This is a genomic window from Marisediminitalea oceani, from assembly GCF_003731635.1.
In the GTDB taxonomy this organism is placed as follows: domain Bacteria; phylum Pseudomonadota; class Gammaproteobacteria; order Enterobacterales; family Alteromonadaceae; genus Alteromonas; species Alteromonas oceani.
Map to the genome: position 1 here is coordinate 85,408 of NZ_RCUA01000078.1, position 16,793 is coordinate 102,200.

Here is a 16,793-nt window from a genome sequence, read left to right on the forward strand (position 1 = left end):
TGTTCCTTATTTTATCGTGAGAGCGTCTTCAACCAGGGCTTTCTGTTGCTGGTTGTGAACGGATAAATAACCTACGGCAGGCGACGCTGAAGCCGCACGTCCCGCATATGTTAACTTGGCACCATCTGGGATTACCTGCCAGAAATGATGTTGGCTACAATACCAGGCACCCTGGTTTTGTGGCTCTTCCTGACACCAAACCCAATCTTTAACATGGCTGTATTCAGCCACGATCTTCGCGCATTCTTCCTGCGGGAACGGATATAACTGTTCCAGACGAATAATGGCGACATCGGTTTGTTCATTCTTACGGCGTTGATCAAGCAGGTCGTAGTAAACCTTACCAGAACACATCACCACACGTTTTACGTCTTTGGCTGGCAGTTCATCCACTTCGCCAATCACGTTGTGGAATACACCTTCAGACAGTTCTTCCAGTGAAGAAACCGCCATAGGATGACGTAGCAATGACTTAGGTGACATCACAATCAATGGCTTACGCATTGGGCGAATCACCTGACGGCGGATCATGTTGAACACCTGAGCAGGCGTTGAAGGTACACAAACCTGCCAGTTGTGATCGGCACACAGTTGCAGGAAACGCTCAAGACGTGCTGAGCTGTGCTCAGGGCCCTGGCCTTCGTAACCATGTGGTAACAGCACTGTCAGACCGCATAAACGACCCCACTTGGCTTCACCTGAACTTAAGAACTGGTCGAATACCACCTGGGCACCGTTGGCAAAGTCACCAAACTGCGCTTCCCAGATAGTCAGACAAGTTGGCTCAGCTGTGGCGTAACCGTATTCAAATGCCATAACCGCTTCTTCAGAGAGAACCGAGTCATAAATCTCGATAGCTTCCTGATCTTCGCTGATATGCTGAAGTGGCATATAAGTCGAAGCATCAGCCTGATTATGTAATACCGCATGGCGATGGAAGAATGTACCACGGCCTGAATCCTGACCTGTCAGACGGATACTGGTGCCACCCTTAACAATGGATGCGTAAGCCAGCAGTTCGGCCATACCCCAGTCGAGGTTACGCTCACCGGCAATCATGGCTTTACGGTCGTTATAAACCTTATTCACCCGTGACTGTAATTTTACGTCTTCCGGGTAAGACACCAGGCGATCGCCCAGTGACTTAAGTTCATCCAGACTAATGCTGCCATCGTACGGCGTATCCCAGTCATGGCCGAGATACGGGTGCCAGTCAACACTGTGCTCGGTCATTGGCCGCCATTCTTCAACCACGCAGGCGCCATGGTCCATAGCAGCCCGATAGTCTTCGATAAGTTTATCGGCATCCTGTTTGCCCAGTACACCTTCGGCAATCAGCTGTTCGGCATAAAGCTCACGTGGTACCGGATGCTTTTTAATCTTCTGATACATCACCGGCTGTGTGGCATTCGGCTCGTCCGACTCGTTGTGACCGTGACGGCGATAACAAACCAGATCAATTACTACATCGCGCTTAAATTTGTTACGGAAATCAAGCGCCAGCTTGGTAACAAATAATACAGCTTCAGGATCATCTGAATTAACGTGCAGAATCGGCGCCTGAACCATTTTAGCGATGTCAGTACAGTACTGGGTAGAACGGGTGTCTTCAATTTTCGAAGTAGTGAAACCAACCTGGTTATTGATAACGATTCGAACCGTACCACCTACTGCAAACCCGCGGGTTTGCGACATGTTGAAGGTTTCCTGAACCACACCCTGACCGGCAATTGCCGAGTCACCGTGGATAGTTACCGGCAGAACCTTAAGCGCGCTGTTTTCGCGACGGTCAAGACGGGCACGAACAGAGCCCATTACCACCGGGTTAACAATTTCCAGGTGCGACGGGTTAAAGGCCAGCGCCAGGTGAACGTTACCGCCTGGCGTAGCAAAGTCTGAAGAGTAACCAGCGTGGTATTTTACGTCACCAGCGCCCAACGACTCGTCGTGCTTGCCGCCAAATTCATCAAACAGTACTGACGGGTTTTTACCCAGTACGTTAACCAGCACGTTAAGACGACCACGGTGAGCCATGCCCACAACGACTTCTTTGGTGCCTTGTGAACCGGCCTCTTTAATCAGCCCTTTCAGCATCGGGATCAGCGCATCGCCACCTTCCAGTGAGAAGCGCTTGGCACCCGGGAATTTTGAGCCCAGATACTTTTCCATACCGTCAGCGGCAACCAGGCCTTTGAGGATATCGATTTTCGAATCGCGGTCTAATTCAGGACGCGCTTCGACCGATTCAATACGTTGTTGTAACCAGCGTTTTTGCTCGGTATCGGTAATGTGCATATATTCTGCACCGATGGAGCTGCAATAGGTTCTGTTTAATGATTTAAACAGTTCACCTAATGGCATGGTTTCTTTACCGATGGCGTAAGAGCCAACGTTGAAAACCGTATCAAAATCCGTCTCGGATAGATTGTGATGCGACAACTCCAGGTCTCTGACCCGTTCCTGTTTCCACAATCCCAGCGGATCGAGGTTGGCATGCTGGTGCCCACGGAATCGATAGGCGTTAATTAACTGCAACACCTTAACCTGTTTCTGGTCAGACTGATTACTGCTCGCTGTGGTAGCAGACCCACTGCTACAACGGGCCAGTGGTCCCAGAGACGCCAGTTTGCGGAACTGGTCTTTGATAAGGCTATGGTTACTTTCTAATTCCACCCCATCCACTTTGGGTAAAGCGTCAAAGGTTTCACGCCAGGAATCAGAGACACTCTGCGGGTCGTCAAGGTAGGCTTCGTACAATGCTTCCACATAGGCAGCATTGGCTCCAGCCATGTGCGATGAGTCCCACCACGCTTTCATCACGCTTTCTTGCATTATTGTGCCTTGCTAGGTTGTCAATAAAACTATCAGGTCGGACGTCTTACCCGACCACATTTACAAAAAAATAGCCACCCCATAAGGATGGCCATTTATGCATTACTCACTTGTTACTGAAGCAGTAATCAAGTTAATTGCTAAACAGCCCGTTGTAAAAGCATGGACTTAATCTGCCCAATTGCTTTTGTAGGGTTGAGTCCCTTAGGACATACACTTACACAGTTCATGATACCGTGACATCTGAACACGCTGAAAGCATCATCCAGATCGTTCAGTCGCTCGTCTGTTGCTGTATCGCGGCTATCAATCAGGAATCGATAGGCGTGCAACAAGCCGGCTGGTCCGATGAACTTATCCGGATTCCACCAGAATGATGGACAAGATGTTGAACAACATGCACACAGTATACACTCATAGAGTCCATCCAGTTTAGCACGCTCTTCAGGAGACTGCAGATGCTCTCTTGCCGGCGGCTGTTTGCTGTCGTTAATTAAGAACGGTTTAATCTTCTCGTACTGAGTGTAGAACTGGGTCATATCGACCACCAGGTCACGCACTACCGGCAAACCAGGCAGCGGACGAATAACCACTTTACCTGAGCCCAGTGCTGACAACGGAGTGATACACGCCAGGCCATTTTTGCCGTTCATGTTCATGCCGTCAGAACCACAAACCCCTTCACGACAAGAGCGACGGAACGATAATGATGGATCCTGTTCTTTTAAAAGAATCAGTGCATCCAGCACCATCATATCCTGGCCTTCTTCCACTTCCAGGGTGTAATCCTGCATGCGAGGTGCATTATCCACCTCAGGATTATAACGGTATACCGAAAAAGTTAATTGCATGATCTAACCCCTCTTAGTATGAACGTACTTTTGGCGGGAAGGCTTCGCGAAGCTTAGGCGCCATGTTGACATCACGTTTAACCATATCTTCAGTCGCCGGGTTGTAGACACTGTGACATAACCAGTTCTCGTCATCACGATCCGGGTAGTCAAAGCGGCTGTGTGCACCACGGCTTTCTGTACGGAAGTTTGCTGCCACAGCAGTGCTGTACGCAGTTTCCATCAGGTTATCGAGTTCTAAACACTCAATACGCTGGGTATTGAAGTCGGCACTCTTGTCATCAAGACGTGCGCTTTGCAGACGCTCACGGATCTCTTTAAGTTGCTTGAGACCTTCGGCCATTGCATCACCTTCACGGAATACCGAGAAGTTAAGCTGCATACATTCCTGCAAATCTTTCTTGATTTGAACCGGATCTTCGCCTTTGCCTTTTTCTGAGCCTTCCCAACGATTGAAACGCGCCATAGCACCTTCAAGATCAGATTCTGAAGCTTCGCGGCTTGGGGTCATTTCGTCCAGTTTGTCACCCAGGTGTAAACCTGTTGCACGTCCAAACACCACCAGGTCAAGCAGTGAGTTACCGCCTAAACGGTTCGCACCGTGTACAGATACACAGGCAATCTCACCACAGGCAAACAGACCGTTAACGACTTTGTCGTTACCGTTTTCGTCCAGCGTCAGACACTGACCATCAACGTTAGTCGGAATACCGCCCATCATATAGTGACAGGTTGGAATAACCGGAATCGGCTCTTTAACCGGATCAACGTGCGCAAAGGTACGAGAAAGTTCAAGAATACCCGGCAGACGTGATTCAAGAACATCTTTACCCAGGTGGTCCAGTTTAAGTTTGATGTGCGTACCCCATGGGCCTTCACAACCACGACCTTCACGGATCTCGGTCATCATTGAACGGGCAACTACGTCACGGCCGGCTAAGTCTTTAGCATTCGGTGCATAACGCTCCATGAAACGCTCGCCGTCTTTATTCAGCAGGTAACCACCTTCACCACGACACCCTTCTGTTACCAGGGTTCCCGCGCCGGCGATACCGGTTGGGTGGAACTGCCACATTTCCATGTCCTGTACGCAAACGCCGGCACGCAGGGCCATGCCCACGCCATCACCAGTGTTGATGTGTGCGTTAGTGGTCGATGCGTAAATACGCCCTGCACCACCCGTTGCCAGAACAACAGCTTTAGATTTGAAATAAACCACTTCACCGGTTTCGATGTCGATAGCCGTACAACCGACTACATCGCCATCCTGGTTCTTAACCAGATCCAGTGCGTACCATTCGCTGAATACTTTAGTTTTGTTTTTAACGTTTTGTTGATACAGCAAATGCAGTAACGCGTGACCAGTACGGTCAGCCGCTGCCGCGGTACGTGCGCCCTGCTCGCCACCAAAGTTCTTAGACTGGCCGCCAAATGGACGCTGATAGATTTTTCCGTTCTCGAAACGAGAGAAAGGCAGACCCATATTTTCCATTTCGATAATGGCTTCAGGTCCGGTTTTACACATATATTCGATAGCGTCCTGGTCACCGATATAATCGGAACCTTTAACGGTATCGTACATGTGCCATTCCCAGTTATCTTCATGGGAATTACCCAGCGCTACAGTAATACCACCCTGAGCGGATACTGTGTGCGAACGGGTTGGAAACACTTTTGATAGTAATGCACAGGATTTGCCAGACTGCGAGATTTGCAGTGCTGCGCGCATACCTGCACCGCCGGCGCCAATTACGACGGCGTCAAACTCATGAACGGGTAAACTCATTTTACACTCCCCACAAAACAAACAAACCAGCGGCCACGTATACAAACGCGATAATATTCAGAACATACTGAATGGTAGCGCGCAGACCGGTTGGCTTAACATAATCGGTTAACACCTGCCACAGACCAATGCGAACATGGATCATGATGGAAACCAATGCAGCGAGGGTGAATACTTTCATCGCAATACCAGAGAACAAGCCCTGCCATACGTCGAAAGTAACTTCTTCAGTCGTGATAAAGAATCCAGCCATGAAGAATGTGTAGACTGCGATAATTACCGCAGTAGCGCGTAAAGAAACGTAATCCTGTACACCATTACGCTTGATGCTTGCCTGATTAGTTACCATAACGCAACCCCTATAACTACTGTCAGTACCACCCACAAACCAATAACAACTTGCGCACTTAAGTTACCTGACTCAAGCTCTTCCCAGTGACCCATATCCATTATGCCGTGACGGATACCGCCAAGGATGTGATAGGTCAGCGCAGAAGCTGTACCGATTGCAATGATCTTTCCAATCAATCCATCCATTAAAGCCTGCACGTTGGCGAAGCCTTCTGGAGATGATACCGAAACGGCCCATGCCCAGATCACAAACAGCAGCGCAAAAAACATTGCGACGCCGGTTACGCGGTGGAGAATTGACGAAATAGCAGAGGGAGGAAATTTAATGGTGTTAAGGTCTAAATTTACTGGTCTTTGCTTTTTCACAATTTTTGCCTGTTTTATCCGTAGGGACAAATCACTCTCGTGTTGAGTCCTGACAGAGTGATTCTGATTGTTACTAAGTTAATTTTCTCATCCAATGAGGTGTTAACATTTTGTGAATATTTTATTACTTAATTAACAGAATAAATATTCAGTCAATTTAAGTAGGCCAGAGTATATCCACGACCTATTATAATTACAATTTTTTGTGTGGTATTAGGACATTAGTCTTAGGTCGTAGAAAGGATAAAAATGCTTGATCCCGGGTACTACATAACCAGTATAATCTGGAACAATCTAGAATATTTATGTGTAATATAAGTAATAAAATTGACTTGTTACTGCATAATAAAGTACAAATACGCCACTTTTCCCACCGGATTGCTCAAAATTGAGTAACATCCCGATAAAGAAAATTCTGAGGAGAGCAACTTATGGCAGATCAAAAAGCCATTCTGAAAGCGGGCGACAAGGAAATTGAACTTCCTATCTTGTCTGGTACAGCAGGACAAGATGTGATTGATATTCGTGCCCTTGGTAAACACGGCTATTTCACCTATGACCCTGGTTTCCTGGCGACTGGATCTTGCGAGTCTTCCATCACATTTATCGACGGCGCAGAAGGTGTATTGTTACACCGCGGCTTCCCAATCGACGAACTGGCGCGTGATGCCAGCTATCTCGAAGTTTGTCACATGCTGCTGCACGGTGATGCACCGAATAAAGAAGAATACGAAGAATTCGAAAACACTATCAAACGCCACACCATGGTACATGAGCAAATTCACATGTTCTTCCATGGCTTCCGTAACGATGCCCACCCTATGGCCATGCTGAACGGTACTGTTGGTGCGATGTCTTCGTTCTATCACAGCGACCTGGACGTTTCTAATTTTGACATGCGTGTACGTTGTGCACACCGTCTGATCGCAAAGATGCCTACCCTGGTAGCGATGTGTTACAAATACAACATCGGTCAGCCATTTGTTTATCCTCGTAACGACCTGAGCTACGCGGCTAACTTCCTGAACATGATGTTCTCTGTTCCGGCTGAAGATTACAAAATCAGCCCGGCGGTAGAGCGTGCTATGGACCGTATCTTTACCCTGCACGCCGACCACGAGCAAAATGCATCAACCTCTACCGTACGTTTAGCAGGTTCATCCGGTGCAAACCCTTATGCTTGTATCGCTGCAGGTGTTGCTTCACTTTGGGGTCCTGCTCACGGTGGTGCTAACGAAGCTTGTCTGAATATGCTGGAAGAAATCGGTTCTGTAGACCGTATTCCAGAGTTCATTAATCGTGCAAAAGATAAGAACGACCCGTTCCGTCTGATGGGCTTTGGTCACCGTGTGTACAAAAACCACGATCCACGCGCTACAGTAATGCGCGAGAGCTGTCACGAAGTACTGAAAGAGCTTAATGTTCAGGATCCGCTGCTGGACGTAGCAATGGAGCTGGAACGTATTGCCCTTGAAGACCCGTACTTCGCCGAGAAGAAACTGTTCCCGAACGTTGATTTCTACTCTGGTATCGTACTGAAGGCAATTGGTATTCCAACTAACATGTTTACCTGTATCTTTGCCCTGTCACGTACTGTTGGCTGGATTTCACACTGGCACGAAATGATGTCTGATCCTGCACAAAAGATCGGTCGTCCTCGCCAGTTATACACCGGTCACACTCAGCGTAAATATACGCCAATTAAATAACGTTAATTTAATTGTTAAAGAATAAAGGCTCGCATTGCGGGCCTTTTTTATTATCAATTAATAACTTAACAATATATTAACTTTAAATTTTACTTTTAATTAACATTAATTGCGTGCGCGATTTTAAATTAATTAGAAATGGTAATATGTGACGGATTTAATAATCCACCAATTAGAAAATTTCGTAATAAATTTTAAATATTTATTATAAGTAAGGTACTCAATAACAATGCAACCTCTCATAAAGCAATTAGGTTACGCCGGTTTGCTGCCTTTTATTGGTTTAAATGCGCTGACTTTTACCGATATCCTGCCACAATCACTGGTATACCTTTACTTTACGCAGTATTCAGCCGTGCTGTTGTCGTTTTTTGGTGGCGTGCACTGGTACGATGCCATTAGCAGTAATAAGCCTGCCCATCAGAGGTACGTGGCAATGTTGCCGACTATTGTAGGCTGGATATGCTTAACTCAAACCGGCGCGCCCTGGGTATTAGGGGTGTTGAGTATTAGTTACCTGCTCATGATGTTTTACGACAAACAGGTACTTACCCTGCCAAAAGAAATGGTTGTGGCTTATACCAAACTGCGTATGCAGTTAACCACAGTAGTTGTGTTATCTCACGCTCTGATGATTTTCAGCCGCTAAGTGCTAACAATTAAGTCTCTGAAATAAAAACACCAGCCGAAGCTGGTGTTTTTTATTGAATAATTAAGTCGGTCTGGCTTATTCCGCTCTGATCAAATCCAGCAATTCTTTGGTTTTTTCTTCAACCAAAGCAATATCACCTTTAGATTCAACATTCAGACGGATCACCGGCTCAGTATTGGATTTACGTAAATTAAACCGCCAGTTACCAAATTCCAGGCCAATCCCATCGGTTTCGTCAATCACCTCAGCCAGTGGCTGGTATTTTTCAAGTACCCGCGCCAGTGCTGCATCAGCATCCTTTAATTTGCTGTTGATTTCGCCCGACGACGGGAAAGCTTCGATACGCTCTTTCACCATAGACGCCAGTGACTTCTGACGGGTACAGATAAGCTCTGCTACCAGCAACCATGGGATCATTCCCGAGTCACAATAAGCGAAATCCCTGAAGTAATGGTGAGCACTCATTTCACCACCGTAGACGGCATCTTCCTGCCGCATCCGTTCTTTAATAAACGCATGACCCGTTTTACATTTAATCGGCGTACCACCAGCAGACTTAATAATGTCTTCACTGTTCCAGTACACACGTGGGTCATAAATAATTTTGCTTGGTCCTTTATCAAGGAACGCCTGAGCAAGTAGACCCACAATGTAATAGCCTTCAATAAAGTTACCGTCAGCGTCAAACAGGAAACAACGATCGAAGTCGCCATCCCAGGCAATACCAAAGTCAGCGCCACTTTCGATTACTGCATTAGCAGTATCAGCGCGATTTTCTGGTAATAAAGGATTAGGGATACCATTCGGGAACGTACCATCGGCATTATGATGCACTTTGACAAATTCAATCGGCACGTCTTTCTCGTGCAGTTTTTTCTCAATGGCATCCAGCGCCAGTCCGGCAGCACCGTTACCTGCGTTGGTTACAATTTTCAGCGGTGTGAAGTTATTGATATCAACGTAAGATAAAATGTGCGAGACGTAAGCGTCCATGTTCAGGTGACGGTGGTATTTCCCGCTTTCTGCCAGGATGTCTGTAGCAATGTGCGCTTTGCCATTAAAGAACGCATCAGCGTCGATTTTGGCGCCTTTAGCATAAAAATCCAGACGCTCAGCCACATAGTCACTGTCGAGCGCTTCGGCGCGGTCTTTAATAGCATTCAGACCAGTATCGCCACTAATAGGCACCGAACCGGCCTTCACCAATTTCATACCATTGTAATTAATCGGGTTATGGCTGGCGGTTACTTCGATTCCGCCATCAACGCCAAGGTGTTTGGTCGCGAAGTAGATTTCTTCGGTACCAGCCATACCAATATCAGTGACTTCTGCGCCACCATCAACAAGGCCTGCACTCAGTGCCAGCTTCAGCGGTGTGGAAGTGAGACGAACATCACCTCCCACTACCACAGATTTAGCTGACAATTCTTCTGCAAAAGCAAAACCAATCCGGTAAGCGACCTCTTCGTTAAGCTGAGTGTTTAACTCACCACGGATGTCATAGGCTTTAAAACAGGTAATAGGTGTTGTCATAGTTGTTTTTACTCAGCTTATTTTGACTCGGTTCTGCCGTAGCGATCAGAGAAACGGACAATGTCGTCTTCCCCCAGATAAGCACCCGATTGCACTTCAATAAGTTCCAGCGGGATTTTGCCCGGGTTTTCCAACGCGTGTACATCACCAATCGGGATGTAAACCGATTCATTTTCGGTCACCAACTGGGTTTTCTCGCCGATGGTCACGTTGGCAGTACCTGATACCACAATCCAGTGTTCTGCTCTGTGGTGATGCATCTGGACCGACAGCTTTTCACCCGGCTTAACGGTAATGCGCTTAACCTGGAAACGCTTGCCATTATCGATAGAATCGTAGCTACCCCACGGGCGGAACACTTCACGATGGAACTGGAATTCAGGGCGTTGTTCAGCCTTTAACTTGTTCACGACATTTTTAATGTCCTGCACTTTGTTTTTATTGGCGACCATTACGGCATCTTTGGTTTCTACCACGACCACATCATCCAGACCAACAACGGCTATCAAACGCTCCTCGGCGTTGATATAGCTATTATTAACGCCTTCAAGAATCGCATCACCAACAATCACGTTGCCTTTTTCGTCTTTATTATCTGCGGTTTCCCACAGTGACGACCAGCTACCTACATCAGACCAGCCAGCATCCAGCGGTACCATGGCCGCCAGCGCGGTTTTTTCCATTACAGCATAATCGATAGAGTCGTCAGGACAGGTAGCGAAAATCTCAGGATCGATGCGGATAAAGTCTAAATCTTTGCTCTCTGAAGCAATCGCCTGCTCACAGATACTGTACATTTCCGGTGCATGCTTTTTCAGCTCAGCCAGATAGACGCTGGCTTTAAACATAAACATACCGCTGTTCCAGAAGTAGTTACCGGAATCGACATACTGTTGTGCCGTAGCCAGGTCTGGCTTCTCGACAAATTCATCCACCTTCATGCCAACACCAATGGCCTCACCGCCCTTAATGTAACCATAACCGGTGTGGGCCTGATCCGGCACAATACCAAAAGTGACCAGATTGCCATCCATCGCCAGCTCGTTAGCCTTACTAACAGCCGCCTGGAAACCAGCAGAATCTTTGATCAGGTGATCGGCAGCCAGAACCAGCAACACCGGGTCATCATCAGTTTGCATTGCATGCAGTGCTGCCAGTGCTATGGCGGGTGCGGTATTGCGTCCAACAGGCTCCAGGATTATACCACCATGGTCGCCGCCCATCTGACGTAACTGCTCAGCTACTAAAAAGCGGTGTGCATCATTACAAATCACAATGGGGTTAGCGGCACTGCTGCCGTCCAGGCGCTGCAGTGTTTCCTGCAACATGGTTTGTTCTGAAGTTAAAGCGAGAAACTGCTTAGGCAGGGCTGCTCGGGATTTAGGCCATAAACGGCTGCCAGAGCCACCGGCTAATACGACTGGTTTCATGTTGGTTCCTGTTGATTGCGGGAGCGAATTACAAGCAGTAGTTGTCTGCTTATTCCCTTATTTATTCCTTAATCCATGTTAATCAAGGACTGCAGGGCAATCAACATTCACAACGTAATTTATCGAAATAAATTGTCAGGACCGACTAGTCGACGGGAATTTGTTTAATTTCCCGTCAACCAGTTAATCGTATCTGCATTTTTTAAACAGTTAATTTACCTTGTTGGTAATCGGTGATGGCCTGTTGAATTTCGGCCTGAGTATTCATCACGAAGGGGCCATACTGAACCACAGGTTCACCAATCGGGGCTGCAGCAACTAAAATCGCCTTGCCGGCTTCGCTGCTGGCCACGTCGAGCTCATCACCGTCATTAAGTACTGCCAGTTTGCCACAGGTAATGGTTTCGCCGCTAACGTCGAGGCTGCCATCATAACAATAAATAAAGGCGCTGTGGCCTGCCGCTACCGGGATGATTGCCGACGCGTCTGCCTGCCAGTGCAGATCGGTAAAAAGTGGCTTTACTCTGGCGGTATTAACCGGGCCACTAACACCGTTAAGTGTACCGGCCAGCACTTTTGCCTCTATACTCTGCCCCACGGACACTGTTTTCACCTCGTCTGGCTGAATATCCTGGTAACCGGGTGCCGACATCTTATCTTTTGCCGGCAGATTCACCCACAGCTGAAAGCCCTTAAGCAGGCCGTCGGTTTGCTGAGGCATTTCTTCATGAATAATGCCCTTACCAGCATTCATCCACTGGATACCGCCATCTTCAATAATTCCCTCGTTGCCCACCGAATCCCGATGGCGCATTTTCCCTTTCAGCATATAAGTTACCGTCTGGAAACCGCGGTGCGGATGCGGCGGGAAGCCGGCAATATATTCATCGGGTTTATCCGAGCCGAAGAAATCGAGCATCAGGAACGGGTCGAGATTGGGTAATAAACGCTGGCCGATAATCCGGGTTAAGCTTACCCCCGCACCATCCTGGGTTGGCATCCCACTGACAAGTTGCTTAATAGTTCGGTTGGTCATTGTTGTTTACTTCCATAAAGACAGATCGGGCCCTACGGGAACGACCTGTGTAGGATTAATCATTGTGTGACTGTAATAGTAGTGACGCTTAATATGTTCCATATTCGTTGTATCGGCTACGCCCGGCATCCGGTAAATGCGCTTCATATAATTAAACATGGCCGGATAGTCACTGATTTGTTTACGGTTACACTTAAAATGGCCGTGATACACAGCGTCGAAGCGTACTAACGTGGTAAACAAACGAATGTCAGCCTCGGTTAGCGTGCCACCTACCAGGAAAGGTTGTTTTTCCAGGCGGGCTTCCACCTTATCTAAAGCAGCAAATAACGCATTAACCGCTTCTTCATAAACCTGTTGTTCAGTAGCAAACCCTGACTTGTATACCCCATTATTAATATCGTTGTACACCCATTGATTCACTTCATCTATCTCAGATTGTAACGTCTCGGGGTAATAATCGGTGTGGTTACCGGTAATGTCATTAAAGCTGGTATTGAGGATGCGGATAATCTCAGCCGATTCGTTATTGACGATTTTTTCGGTCTTTTTATCCCACAGTACCGGTACCGTAACACGAGTAGTAATATCTGCCTGCTGACGGAGATAAATCTCATACATAAACTGATGGCCATAAAGCGTATCCCCGGTACTGCCCTTATGCGGCAAAAAACTCCAGCCTTTATCAAGCATTTCCGGATTTACAACCGAAACTCCGATATGGGAATTTAAGGATTTAAGCTCTCGCATTATCAGGGTACGGTGTGCCCACGGACAAGCCAGAGAGACATACAAATGATAGCGGCCACTTTCTGCTTTAAATTCACTGTTCTCACCAATGGTATTTCTGAACAATGAATCCTGACGTTCAAACCGACCACCGCTTTTATCGGTGTCATACCATTTGTCGTGCCATTTGCCGTCAATTAACAAGCCCATGATGCTCTCCCGTGTAAGATAAATGAATGCGTGCTAAGTGGAACACACATCTGTCTAAACGGCTTAACGGAACATTTGGATTGATTGTTCTATGTTTTAGAACAGTCGGTTAATTATCTCATCAGCAATAGGTAAGGCACTGGTTGCCGCCGGTGATGGCGCATTCCCAACGTGTAACGCATGGGTAGATTCCACAAACTTAAAGTCGTGCACGAGTAGGCCGTTTTTGTCTACCGCCTGTGCTCGGATCCCAGCGCGATAAGGTAAAAAGTCTGCTGCGGTAATGCCGGGGCAATAGCGGCTCACCAGTCTGGCATAGTGCGTTTTAGACAAGGACGAATGTAACTCTTTAACGGCAGCGCGCCTGTACCGCCAAAGCAATTTCCACACATCACCGTGGGCAAACAGATGCAACCATTCAGCATCAGTGCTGAATAAACTATTATATGCCTCACGGCCTGTGGTCAGAACAGCATTTGGCCCCACAGTAGTGTACCCGCCTATCATTCGGGTTAAATGTACTCCTAAAAATGGCATCGCCGGATCCGGCACCGGATAAATCAGATGACGGGAGATGTCATCGTACTTACTGTTTAAACGGTAATACTCACCTTTAAAAGGCAACATTCTGAAGTCGCACTCAAGTCCCTGCATCCGGATCAGTTCATCACTATAAATACCTGCGCAATTGATTAATTTAGCCGCCCTGACTGTGGTTTCGCCCCGTGGATGAGAAAATCGTAACAACATGCCGTTATTACTGTCCTCTATGCTCTCAAGCTTATGCTGATAATGGATCTGGCACTGACCCTGAGCGATTGCCTGCTGTAACAGGCAGCCCGTGATAGCCTTGTAATCGGTGATGCCAGTTTGCGCGACAAAAAAACCGCCCACAGCATTGATGGCAGGTTCACGGCGTTGAATTTCAGCAGCCGTTAGCCGCTGTGGTTGGAGTTCGTTCTGTTCGCAACGATGGTACAGTTCTTCCAGAGCGGGTAACTCATCTTCGCTCGTTGCCACAATCAGTTTGCCGCACTGTTCATGGGGCAAACCAAATTCCTTGCATAATTCAAAGGTGTGCTCCAATCCGGCGCGGCAAAAACGGGCTTTATAACTGCCCGGCGCATAATAAACCCCGGCGTGTATCACCCCGGAGTTACGCCCGGTTTGATGGGCAGCGCAATCTGTTTCTTTGTCGAACATCATGATGCGGGCATCGGGCTGACGCTGACTCAGCTTATAAGCCACGGCAGCGCCAATAATACCAGCACCGACGATGGCAAAATCACATTCTGTCATGGGTATTCTATTGAAAAATGCTAAACTCACCCCGATAGTACCCGTCCCATCATTAACATCAACCAAAAAGGGTCTGAAATGTTTGATTCACAACGCTTTGGCGGTGTTGCCCGGTTATATGGAGAGCAACAAACCACGCACATTGCCGGGCTGCATATTGCCGTAATTGGCATTGGCGGTGTTGGCTCGTGGAGTGCTGAGGCGCTGGCCAGAACGGGCGTAGGTCAGATAACCCTGATTGATCTGGATGACATCTGTGTTACCAATACCAACCGCCAGATCCATGCTTTAAATGATACCGTTGGCCAGGCCAAAGTTACGGTAATGGCACAGCGTATCAGTCAAATCAACCCGGCATGCAAAGTGAATGTTATTGAAGATTTTGTTACGCCTGACACGGTTATGGAACATCTGGCCGGTGGATACGATGGCGTTATAGAGGCAACGGATTCCATCAGGGCTAAGGCCAGCATTTTATATTACTGCAAACGCAATAAATTACCCGTGGTTACCGTAGGCGGAGCCGGCGGCCAGGTTGACCCAACCCAGATAACCTGCGCCGATCTGGCTAAAACCATTCAGGATCCGTTAGCAGCAAAACTTCGCAACGAATTACGCCGTAACTACGGATTTTCCAAAAATCCTAAACGACGCTTCGGCATTGAATGTATCTATTCCACTGAACAACTTCGCTACCCACAGCCCGATGGGTCGGTTTGTCATAACAAGTCCCTCACCGATGGCAGCACCCGCCTTGATTGTGCCTCCGGATTTGGTGCGTCAGTTATGGTAACGGCTTCCTTTGGTATGTTTGCCGCCGCCAGGCTTATCAATAAGCTCACTGGCATTTAACTGTAACGCGGCTCGACATTTCACGCGGGCTCGCGCACAATACCGCAAAAGGAGAGCCATTATGCAACAACACGAACTAGAACAACTGATGGCAGACAGCGCAAAAGACGCTGTAGGTACCAGTCGGGATATGTTTAACATTGAGTTAGACTACAGCGCTGAAAGCATCGAATTAATAGATAGTCTGCTGCTGGCGTTTATCGACCGCTTTAAGGATCAGGCCCTGGAAGATAACGCGGTATTCACGCTGTGTAATATTTACGGTGCTTACATTGGTGAAGTAATGCGCAGCCTGATTGGCGGCAGTTGGCGTTATGACGAGTCAGATAAAACCGCGCCTTATGTGGTACTGGATGTTGGTGAGTATTCTTACGCCTTTGCCGGAATCTGTTATGAGCGACTGGTTAATGACAGCCAGGTAAGTGTTAAGGCCTACTTTGATCAGGCACTGGCAAATAACACTCAGTAATTTATTCTTCTGCCTGCTCCCTGGCTGGCGGTTGACGCCAGTCATGTAACATGATGGCCAGATGGTGGCTGCGGTTAACCATATACATCAACGCAATCATCAGCAACGCTACCGCACCAAGATAACCATTAAACTGCCAGCCGGCGCGCTCCAGAAAGCTGCCAATCAGCAACAACTGACACAAACTTCCAAGGGTACAAAGTGGCTTTATCAGTAAACGCCAGCCTGTATACCCTCGCTTCCACAAATGTTCCCTGAAGCTCATCAGTACGATCACCAGCAGAAAAGGTAATGTCACCGCAATTTGCAACCATAAAACGTCGCTGTGCGGAAAGAAAATACGATAGAGCCTGTCAGACTCAGCCGGAATAGCGGTAAACGCCGCCACCAGCAGCAGATCGCGACAGGCTATTGCCAACATCCAGTAAAACCATCGAGGCGGCAGTACCGTACCGGCTTCGTCGTAATGTTTGAGTGGTAAGGGGATCATAAACTACTTAAAAATTCAGAAAAATGACTGGCCGTTAATACCTGGGCTTTCAGCGGGTAACAGCAAACCTGACTATACCGCGGGCAGATTGCATTTGCAGATCCCCGGGCTGGCATTTGCGCCAGTTTAACACAGCCGCATCGCGGGCAAGAATGAATATTGCCGGGTTCAACAAACCGCTTTTCTCCGCCCCATGGT

General features: G+C 47.7%; 15 protein-coding genes. 4 read left to right on the forward strand and 11 right to left on the reverse strand.

Annotated features, from left to right (window positions below; translation table 11 throughout):
* Positions 1-6: 6 nt before the first annotated feature.
* The 5 genes from D9T21_RS19760 to sdhC all read right to left on the reverse strand — a co-directional run bounded on the left by D9T21_RS19760 (position 7) and on the right by sdhC (position 6,186).
* Positions 7-2,832 (reverse strand): 2-oxoglutarate dehydrogenase E1 component, encoded by a 2,826-nt coding sequence (locus D9T21_RS19760; RefSeq protein ID WP_123326907.1) that lies wholly within the window; start codon positions 2,830-2,832, stop codon positions 7-9.
* A gap of 140 nt (positions 2,833-2,972) precedes the next feature.
* Complete coding sequence (locus tag D9T21_RS19765; RefSeq protein ID WP_123326908.1) at positions 2,973-3,683, reverse strand: succinate dehydrogenase iron-sulfur subunit; 711 nt, start codon at positions 3,681-3,683, stop codon at positions 2,973-2,975.
* Positions 3,684-3,696: 13 nt separating this feature from the next.
* Complete coding sequence (gene sdhA, locus D9T21_RS19770; protein WP_105934119.1) at positions 3,697-5,469, reverse strand: succinate dehydrogenase flavoprotein subunit; 1,773 nt, start codon at positions 5,467-5,469, stop codon at positions 3,697-3,699.
* Between the two features lies 1 nt (position 5,470).
* Positions 5,471-5,818 carry a succinate dehydrogenase, hydrophobic membrane anchor protein gene (sdhD, locus tag D9T21_RS19775; protein WP_105934120.1) on the reverse strand — a complete coding sequence of 116 codons (348 nt, stop codon included), beginning with the start codon at positions 5,816-5,818 and terminating at the stop codon, positions 5,471-5,473.
* Positions 5,812-6,186, reverse strand: coding sequence for a succinate dehydrogenase, cytochrome b556 subunit (sdhC, locus tag D9T21_RS19780; RefSeq protein WP_105934121.1), 375 nt, complete (start codon positions 6,184-6,186; stop codon positions 5,812-5,814). The genes sdhD and sdhC overlap by 7 nt, the downstream gene beginning before the upstream one ends.
* Positions 6,187-6,617: 431 nt before the next feature.
* Between sdhC and gltA the strand changes: the two genes are divergently transcribed.
* Complete coding sequence (gltA, locus tag D9T21_RS19785; RefSeq protein WP_123326909.1) at positions 6,618-7,895, forward strand: citrate synthase; 1,278 nt, start codon at positions 6,618-6,620, stop codon at positions 7,893-7,895.
* A 229-nt stretch (positions 7,896-8,124) separates the two neighbouring features.
* Positions 8,125-8,544, forward strand: coding sequence for a DUF3429 domain-containing protein (locus D9T21_RS19790; protein WP_123326910.1), 420 nt, complete (start codon positions 8,125-8,127; stop codon positions 8,542-8,544).
* 78 nt (positions 8,545-8,622) lie between these two features.
* On the opposite strand, the gene D9T21_RS19795 is transcribed toward D9T21_RS19790, so the two are convergent.
* The 5 genes from D9T21_RS19795 to lhgO form a co-directional block, all read right to left on the reverse strand.
* Positions 8,623-10,080: a phosphohexomutase domain-containing protein gene (locus D9T21_RS19795; RefSeq protein WP_123326911.1), complete on the reverse strand. Its 1,458-nt coding sequence runs from the start codon at positions 10,078-10,080 to the stop codon at positions 8,623-8,625.
* A gap of 17 nt (positions 10,081-10,097) precedes the next feature.
* Positions 10,098-11,510 carry a mannose-1-phosphate guanylyltransferase/mannose-6-phosphate isomerase gene (locus D9T21_RS19800; protein WP_123326912.1) on the reverse strand — a complete coding sequence of 471 codons (1,413 nt, stop codon included), beginning with the start codon at positions 11,508-11,510 and terminating at the stop codon, positions 10,098-10,100.
* Positions 11,511-11,712: 202 nt separating this feature from the next.
* The gene (locus D9T21_RS19805) at positions 11,713-12,546 is read right to left on the reverse strand and encodes a pirin family protein (protein WP_123326913.1); all 834 of its coding nucleotides are present in this window, start codon (positions 12,544-12,546) and stop codon (positions 11,713-11,715) included.
* Between the two features lie 6 nt (positions 12,547-12,552).
* Positions 12,553-13,485, reverse strand: coding sequence for a glutathione S-transferase family protein (locus D9T21_RS19810; RefSeq protein WP_123326914.1), 933 nt, complete (start codon positions 13,483-13,485; stop codon positions 12,553-12,555).
* Positions 13,486-13,581: 96 nt separating this feature from the next.
* Positions 13,582-14,784 carry an L-2-hydroxyglutarate oxidase gene (lhgO, locus tag D9T21_RS19815; RefSeq protein WP_123326915.1) on the reverse strand — a complete coding sequence of 401 codons (1,203 nt, stop codon included), beginning with the start codon at positions 14,782-14,784 and terminating at the stop codon, positions 13,582-13,584.
* 78 nt (positions 14,785-14,862) lie between these two features.
* Between lhgO and tcdA the strand changes: the two genes are divergently transcribed.
* Positions 14,863-15,636 carry a tRNA cyclic N6-threonylcarbamoyladenosine(37) synthase TcdA gene (tcdA, locus tag D9T21_RS19820; protein ID WP_123326916.1) on the forward strand — a complete coding sequence of 258 codons (774 nt, stop codon included), beginning with the start codon at positions 14,863-14,865 and terminating at the stop codon, positions 15,634-15,636.
* Between the two features lie 61 nt (positions 15,637-15,697).
* The gene (locus D9T21_RS19825; RefSeq protein WP_123326917.1) at positions 15,698-16,105 is read left to right on the forward strand and encodes a hypothetical protein; all 408 of its coding nucleotides are present in this window, start codon (positions 15,698-15,700) and stop codon (positions 16,103-16,105) included.
* Position 16,106: 1 nt separating this feature from the next.
* On the opposite strand, the gene D9T21_RS19830 is transcribed toward D9T21_RS19825, so the two are convergent.
* Positions 16,107-16,595 carry a DUF2919 family protein gene (locus tag D9T21_RS19830; RefSeq protein WP_123326918.1) on the reverse strand — a complete coding sequence of 163 codons (489 nt, stop codon included), beginning with the start codon at positions 16,593-16,595 and terminating at the stop codon, positions 16,107-16,109.
* Positions 16,596-16,793: the final 198 nt, after the last annotated feature.